The sequence below is a fragment of the Mycobacterium sp. TH-M25 genome (assembly GCF_057473665.1).
On the sequence record NZ_JBYCLA010000191.1, the window covers coordinates 1 to 6,779 of the forward strand.

9 protein-coding genes are annotated in these 6,779 nt (G+C 63.0%); 2 read left to right on the forward strand and 7 right to left on the reverse strand.

Annotated elements, in window-relative coordinates:
* A partial coding sequence (locus AC2VOU_RS06410; RefSeq protein WP_486956619.1) for a sigma-70 family RNA polymerase sigma factor occupies positions 1-436 on the reverse strand: 436 nt, incomplete at its 3' end.
* A gap of 165 nt (positions 437-601) precedes the next feature.
* Entirely contained in the window at positions 602-1,030 is a 429-nt protein-coding gene (locus tag AC2VOU_RS06415) for a DUF3099 domain-containing protein (RefSeq protein ID WP_047315394.1), read from the reverse strand.
* Positions 1,031-1,097: 67 nt separating this feature from the next.
* Here AC2VOU_RS06415 and AC2VOU_RS06420 point away from each other — a divergent pair, with 67 nt between their 5' ends.
* Complete coding sequence (locus AC2VOU_RS06420; protein ID WP_047315395.1) at positions 1,098-1,337, forward strand: DUF3039 domain-containing protein; 240 nt, start codon at positions 1,098-1,100, stop codon at positions 1,335-1,337.
* On the opposite strand, the gene AC2VOU_RS06425 is transcribed toward AC2VOU_RS06420, so the two are convergent.
* Positions 1,338-2,324, reverse strand: coding sequence for a YihY/virulence factor BrkB family protein (locus tag AC2VOU_RS06425; RefSeq protein ID WP_486956620.1), 987 nt, complete (start codon positions 2,322-2,324; stop codon positions 1,338-1,340). It abuts the gene before it with no gap.
* Positions 2,325-2,842: 518 nt separating this feature from the next.
* Complete coding sequence (locus AC2VOU_RS06430; protein WP_047315341.1) at positions 2,843-3,028, reverse strand: DUF7455 domain-containing protein; 186 nt, start codon at positions 3,026-3,028, stop codon at positions 2,843-2,845.
* Positions 3,029-3,151: 123 nt separating this feature from the next.
* Between AC2VOU_RS06430 and AC2VOU_RS06435 the strand changes: the two genes are divergently transcribed.
* Positions 3,152-3,535 (forward strand): DUF952 domain-containing protein, encoded by a 384-nt coding sequence (locus AC2VOU_RS06435; protein WP_047315342.1) that lies wholly within the window; start codon positions 3,152-3,154, stop codon positions 3,533-3,535.
* Here the strand turns inward: AC2VOU_RS06435 and AC2VOU_RS06440 are convergent.
* The 3 genes from AC2VOU_RS06440 to ppgK form a co-directional block, all read right to left on the reverse strand.
* Complete coding sequence (locus tag AC2VOU_RS06440) at positions 3,520-3,897, reverse strand: RidA family protein (RefSeq protein WP_486956621.1); 378 nt, start codon at positions 3,895-3,897, stop codon at positions 3,520-3,522. The genes AC2VOU_RS06435 and AC2VOU_RS06440 overlap by 16 nt on opposite strands.
* Positions 3,898-4,228: 331 nt before the next feature.
* Positions 4,229-5,794, reverse strand: coding sequence for an RNA polymerase sigma factor (locus AC2VOU_RS06445; RefSeq protein ID WP_082129543.1), 1,566 nt, complete (start codon positions 5,792-5,794; stop codon positions 4,229-4,231).
* Between the two features lie 177 nt (positions 5,795-5,971).
* Positions 5,972-6,779: polyphosphate--glucose phosphotransferase (ppgK, locus tag AC2VOU_RS06450; protein ID WP_486956622.1), on the reverse strand; the 808-nt coding region annotated here is incomplete at its 5' end.

Genomic DNA, 6,779 nt, shown 5'->3' on the forward strand with positions numbered 1-6,779 from the left:
AAAACTTGAATCCCTTTGTGTAGTCGAACTTCTCCATCGCGCGGATCAACCCCAGGTTGCCCTCCTGGATGAGGTCCAGCAGTGGCATTCCGCGGCCCGTGTACCGCTTGGCCAGCGAAACAACGAGGCGCAGATTAGCTTCCAGCAGATGGCGACGCGCCGCCTGGCCATCGCGCACCACAGCCGCCAGTTCGCGTTTGCGGCCCTCGCCGAGACGCTTGCGAGTTTCGAGCAGATGCTCGGCGTAGAGCCCAGCCTCGACGCGCTTGGCCAACTCGACTTCGTCGGCGGCGTTGAGCAACGCCGTCTTGCCGATGCCGTTCAGATACACACGCACCAGGTCCGCGGCGGGGCTTTGCGCATCCAGATCGCTGTCAACCCGGCTTGTGGTGGCCCTTGTGGTGGCTTCGGCCCCCCTGGTGGCACCATTAGCCATAGCGCCCTCCCGATCGGCTTGTTCTGTCATGTGTTTTAACGACAGGTCCGCCCTGAGAGTTCCCGTCCGGCCGTCAGCTCACACGCTTTGACGTGCGGAAATATGCCGATGACCTGAGAATGTCCTGAGAAGTGTGGCTCGCGGGTGGCCAGCCGGAAACCCTGGCTAGCTTTGGCCGTCCGCGGCCGATGGCTCCGTTTCGGGTGGCGGCCGCCGTCGCGGCTCGAGTGCTGGCCGCTCGGCCGTCGGGAATAACGGGGTGCGCCGTTGGCCGCTGTCGAACCGTCGTGGCTCTTCTGCACGGCGAGGGGGTCGGTCGTTGGCAATCAGCACGGCCATCCACGGCAACGGCACCGAGGCTGCCACGATCAGCAGCGAGATCAGACCGTTGTGCCAGGCGCCGTAGGCGATGGCGGCCAAGATGAGGGCCGGAATCCGGAAAGCCATCAAGGTCAGGTATTTGCGTACCCGCGCGCGACGCTCCTCCTCGTACGACGGTGCGGCGGTGGTGATGAGCACCGGCCGGCTATCGTCATCGAACGTGTCGTCGCACCCCAATTCGGAGCCGCGCTTCATTTCTCCACTGTCCCACACCAGATCGACTCCGGCGTATCCGGTTTCTGGTTCGGTTTGGGGCGAGTGCGGAGGCACAATGTTAGGCATGCAGACCCAGACGATCGAACGCACCGATACCGACGAACGCGTCGATGACGGGACGGGCAGCGATACGCCGAAATATTTCCACTACGTCAAGAAGGACAAGATCGCCGAGAGCGCGGTCATGGGCAGCCACGTGGTCGCGCTGTGCGGTGAGGTATTTCCCGTAACGCGCGCGGCTAAGCCGGGCTCTCCGGTTTGTCCGGACTGCAAGCGGATCTACGACATGCTCAAGAAGGGCTGATCAGGTCGGCGGCTCGGCCGTTGCGATATTGCGCTGCTCGGGTGGCAACGGCGTCGGGGCGGTGGCGCCCCTGCCGGCATGCAGACGCGATATCAGCCAGTTACGCAGCCGGTGAGCATGTGTCTTCGGTGCCGGGAATTCCTCCTGGATAGCGGCATTGAGTTCAGCGCCCAGCATGATCGCAAAACCACCGAAGAACGCGAACAGTAAGAACGCGATCGGCGTGGCCAACGCACCGTAGGTATAGCCAGTGCTGGTGATCCACCTCAGGTAAATCCGAAGGCCCAGTGTGGTGATCACGAACACTGCTGTGGCCAGGATCGCGCCAAGGACCAGCCGGTGCGTCGGCAGCGGTACCGGCAGCGCTACCCGGTAGAGGATCATGACGGCGACCATCAGCCCCAGGATCACCGCAGGGTAGTAGCCCAAATGCAACATGCTGGCCCAGCTATGGGGAATGAGCTCCGCCACCTTGCGTGGGCCCACCACCACCAACGGCGCGGTCGCAACCACGAAAGCCAACATCGCGATGTAGAGGAACAGCGCGAAGAGCCGCTGTCGCACCGGATGACGCAATGGCGTCTGGTCATGCGCTTCTACGACCGCGTCGACGAACGCCGAGATCGCCGACGATCCCGCCCACAGCGAGATCAGAAACCCCAGCGACACCACCTCGCCACGGGCACCGTTGTTGACGTCGCGGATTGTGGGTTCGATGATCTCGTTGACGACGCTCGGAGAGAAGAAGCTGTGTGCCATCGAGATCACGCGCCGCTCGATGGTGGGCAACGTGTCCCCGCCGAACAACGGCGCGACATAGGCCAAGCTGCCCAGCATTCCTAGCACCAGTGGCGGCAGCGACAACGCCGACCAAAAGGCTGCCTGCGCTGACTCCGAGAAGATTGAGTCGTCCCAACTTTTCGACAGAGTCCGCAGACTGATTCGCCAGATGTGGTGGCGGGTCGGCTTGGGCACCTGGTCGCTCATATCACTACAGCATTGCCGATGGCTGCTTGCGCCGCCGGCATGGGGTGCGGCTGCCAGATCACAATCGACCGGGTGTTTCGTAGCTTGCAGTGATTGTTGCGCTCCTGCCGGTAACGGAGGCCAATAGGTGGACTCCGCCTGCATGAACAGATCGTCGTGTGCCGCCTGCTCCTATCGGTGTTGATATGTAGTCGGAATTCGGCTGTTTGCCATGAGTAACCGATGGAGCAGAGGAAAGCAAGCACCCGCGATCAAGCTCGCGGGTTCGGTGTCGTTACGTGAGTACCCTGGCCGTTCGATGATGCGAATTGACGCGCCACGGTTGGGTGCTGCCATTTTCTTGGGCAGCGACACCATTTCGAAATCAGCGCAAGGGTTCGCGCAGAGGTATCCACGCCGTCGAGGATTTGGACCTGAGAATATCTCCCAGCGCCATTAAAGCGCCGCTGCCGCGTGAATTAATGAATATTTGCGGTGGTTATGAATGCCGCCCATGGGGACCCGTGCTTCCGCGTGTTCTAGAGCTTGCTGACTTCAATCACGGCTGCTAACGCTGTTAGCTTCGCCTCGTGCTCGTTCGCGTGATGCTGGCAGAAGAGCAGTTCGCCTCCCGAAGGCAGCTTGGCGCGCACCCGCGCCGCTGCGCCGCAGCGGTCGCAGCGGTCTGCCCTAGTCAGTTCGGGACTGGTCAGAGTTGCGTTCATGGCTCCTCCGTTCTAGCAGTGCCTACACTGTCTCAGACGTCAGTGGTTTTCGCCTTGTTCCCCAGCTGTTATCGGGTGTGTCGTTTCTCACGCATTTCGACCCGTCGGGGCATGGTAGCTAACATGGCCTCGGTTCCCGGCGTACTGGTACATCTCTGCGGTGCGGAGGAATGGTCGCGTGCCCGCAGCCGCGGCGGGATTCATCTCGACGGGTGCGGTGCGGCGAGCAAGGCCGCGTTCATCCACCTATCGACGCTTGAGCAAGTACACCTGCCGGCTAACCGGCTGTACCGCAGCCGCACCGACCTGATTTTGTTGTATATCGATCCGAGCGAACTCGACTCCCCGGTGCGTTGGGAGCCTGGAGTTGCCACGGATCCCGAGTCAATGCTCTTCCCGCATCTGTACGGTCCGTTGCCGGTGCGCGCTGTGATCAGGGTGACCCCGTACCTGCCGGGCCCCGATGGCACCTTCCCGCCGGTCGCGGGATTTCAGGACGCCACGTAGGCGTCAGCTTCTATCTCCACCAACAAGTCATGTGCGATCAGCGCGGACACTTCAACCATTGTGGCTACCGGACGTATCTGACCGAAAACCTGTGCGTGCACTTCTCCGACCTCGCGCCAGCGCGATATATCTGTCACATAGATACGAGTACGGACGACGTCGGTGAGCGCCGCCCCTGCCTGTTCGAGCGCACTTTCGATGCGGCGCAAAGCGTCTCGCGTCTGGGCGGCAATATCACCGGCCGGTCCGGCGCCGGTAGTCCCAGCCACTGAGACGTGCGGGCCCACCCGCACCGCGCGTGAGTAACCGACCACTGATTCGAAATCCGATCCGGACGAGACACTGTTGCGGCTGACAGGCATGCGATCACAGTAGCCTGGGGTGCGGAACCTGGCGACGAGCAGCTCACGAAACATGTTCGATGACAAGCGGTTACACGGCTCTGCCGGCGGGGGTAGCGGGGAAGACGAGCCGCTGCTACCAGGCGGACTTGTCCGGGCAAGGCCGTGATCTCGGGGTAGCGGTGTGCCTTGAATATCGTTGCCTAAGCCGCACCGAAAGTGGGCATCGATGTCGGTCAACGACGCGTGGGTTGGGAGGCAGCCGTGAACCAAGAGCAGGCGGTCACGGCTGTGGGCCCCTCATGACACCGCACTGAGCGGCTGGTCCGAAGCGCTTTATAGGGTGTGCTGCTCAGTCCAGGTAGTCGCGCAAGACCTGGGAACGGCTGGGGTGGCGCAACTTCGACATCGTCTTGGACTCGATCTGACGGATGCGTTCGCGGGTCACGCCGTAGACTTGGCCGATTTCGTCGAGGGTGCGGGGCTGGCCGTCGGTGAGGCCGAAGCGTAGCCGTACTACACCGGCCTCGCGCTCTGAGAGGGTCTCCAGCACCGACTGCAGCTGGTCTTGCAGCAACGTAAACGACACCGCGTCGACGGCCACCACCGCTTCACTGTCTTCGATGAAATCGCCCAGCTGGCTGTCGCCCTCATCGCCGATGGTCTGATCCAACGAGATCGGTTCGCGGGCGTATTGCTGGATCTCGAGCACCTTCTCAGGGGTGATGTCCATCTCTTTGGCGAGCTCTTCAGGCGTGGGCTCGCGGCCGAGGTCCTGCAGCAGTTCGCGCTGAATGCGGCCGAGCTTGTTGATCACCTCGACCATGTGGACCGGGATGCGGATGGTGCGGGCTTGGTCAGCCATGGCGCGGGTGATGGCCTGGCGGATCCACCACGTCGCATAGGTCGAGAACTTGTACCCCTTGGTGTAGTCGAACTTCTCGACCGCCCGGATCAGGCCCAGGTTGCCTTCCTGGATCAGGTCGAGGAACGCCATCCCGCGGCCGGTGTAGCGCTTGGCCAGCGAAACCACCAGCCGCAGGTTGGCTTCCAACAGATGGTTTTTCGCGCGGTCGCCGTCGCGGCAGATCCATGACATGTCACGGCGCTGCGCCGCCGGCAGCTTCTCCCCGCGCTCGGCCCATTCTGACATCAGTTGGGTGGCGTACAGACCGGCTTCGATCCGCTTCGCCAGCTCGACCTCTTCCTCGGCGTTGAGCAGGGCCACCTTGCCGATCTGTTTGAGGTAGGCGCGAACCGAGTCCGCCGATGCGGTGAGCTCGGCATCCTTGCGGGCCTGCCGCAAGGCTTCGGATTCATCTTCGTCCCAGACGAAATCGCCGGAGGCCTTGTCTTTTTCGGTCGGTTCAGGGATCTCTTCGTCATCATCGGTGGCAGCTTCGCCGGTCTCGGCGGCCGGGGTGGCTTCGCCATCCTCGGTGTCGCCAGGGTCGACGTCGGTTGCGACGTCGTCGTCTTCGAGGTCGTCGAGACCGAGGTCGGCGGGGTCGATGTCGATGTCCTCGCCGGGTTCAACGTCGAGGTCCGGTTCGGCGTCGAGGTCGTCGGCAGCGGCGTCGGAGTCGAGGGCGTCCAGGGTGGCCTCGGGATCGTCCAGGGCGTCTTTGGCTGCCGCGGCTTTGGTCGTGTGGCCCCGAGTGGACGGTGCCTTTGCATCGGTGCTTTTGGTCGACGCGCGGGCCTTCTTCTTAGCGTCGCCTGCCCCGGCGGCCTGGGGCGGCGTCGCGGATTTGGTGGCCCGGGATGCTGTCTTGGATGTTGTCTTGGTGGCTCGTTTTGCGGGGGCGGAGCCATTCGCGGCCTTCGCCGCCGATCGCTTGGCAGGGGCCGCGGGCGTCTTGGTGGCGGTGCGCTTCACCGGCTGATCGGTTGCCGGACTTGTCTTAGTCGCTGCCACATACACCCCTTCGGTCGGACTCACTTCCGGCGGGTTTGGGCATGCGTAACCGAAAGTGTCTGCTATGTCGAATGTCGGCGTTGATATCAGCGTGAGTACTCGCGCGCTATCGGTCGGGCGACCGCCGATGACCATTGTAACGGTGGTGCGCGCCCGGACTGCCCCACCGGGCAAAATTCAGTGCGTCACATCCGCGGTGGCAGCCATGGCAGCGCCGACTATGCCGGCCGTGTTCTGCAGGGCGGCGGCCACCACCGGGGTGCGGTTTTCGAGCAGTGGTATCCATCTGTCGGCCTTGCGGCTGATACCGCCGCCGGCAATGAACAGGTCAGGCCACATCGCGTTTTCGATGGCGACCAGCACCCTCGTTACCTGCTTGGCCCATGTTTTGTAGCTCCACTCGTACTTGTCTTTGATGGACGACGCCGCTCGTTGTTCGGCCTCCTTACCGCCGATCTCCAGATGCCCGAACTCGGTGTTAGGAATCAGCTTCCCGTTGTGGATCACTGCGGACCCGATCCCGGTACCGAAGGTGAGCAGCACAATCAGGCCAGAGTTGTTTTTGCCCGCCCCGTAGCGCTCCTCAGCAAGCCCAGCCGCATCCGCATCATTGAGAATCGTGACTTCCTGGCCGTTCAGCTCAGCGCTGATGACGTCGCGGGCGTTGGTGCCAATCCAGGAGTCGTCCACGTTGGCCGCCGTTCGGACGACGCCGTGGGTGACGACGCCGGGATAGGTCACCCCGAGGGGATCGGTCCATCCGAACGCGTTGACGACCTCGGCGATGGTCTTGGCGACCGCCAATGGGGTAGCCGGTTGCGGGGTGAGCAGTTTGATGCGGTCACCAATCAGCTGCCCGGTGTCGAAGTCGACGATGCCGCCCTTGATGCCGCTGCCGCCGACGTCGATGCCGAATCCACGGCGCCGTGGAGTCGCACCGGCCGTGCTGCTCGGGGGAGAGGTCTTGGGCGTATCCGCGGTCGCG

Excerpts from the sequence above, each read along its gene's own strand:
- AC2VOU_RS06435 (WP_047315342.1), top strand. The coding sequence starts at position 3,152 with ATGGCCTCGGTTCCCGGCGTACTGGTACATCTCTGCGGTGCGGAGGAA.
- AC2VOU_RS06425 (WP_486956620.1), bottom strand. The coding sequence starts at position 2,324 with ATGAGCGACCAGGTGCCCAAGCCGACCCGCCACCACATCTGGCGAATC.
- AC2VOU_RS06440 (WP_486956621.1), bottom strand. The coding sequence starts at position 3,897 with ATGCCTGTCAGCCGCAACAGTGTCTCGTCCGGATCGGATTTCGAATCA.
- AC2VOU_RS06420 (WP_047315395.1), top strand. The coding sequence starts at position 1,098 with ATGCAGACCCAGACGATCGAACGCACCGATACCGACGAACGCGTCGAT.
- AC2VOU_RS06430 (WP_047315341.1), bottom strand. The coding sequence starts at position 3,028 with ATGAACGCAACTCTGACCAGTCCCGAACTGACTAGGGCAGACCGCTGC.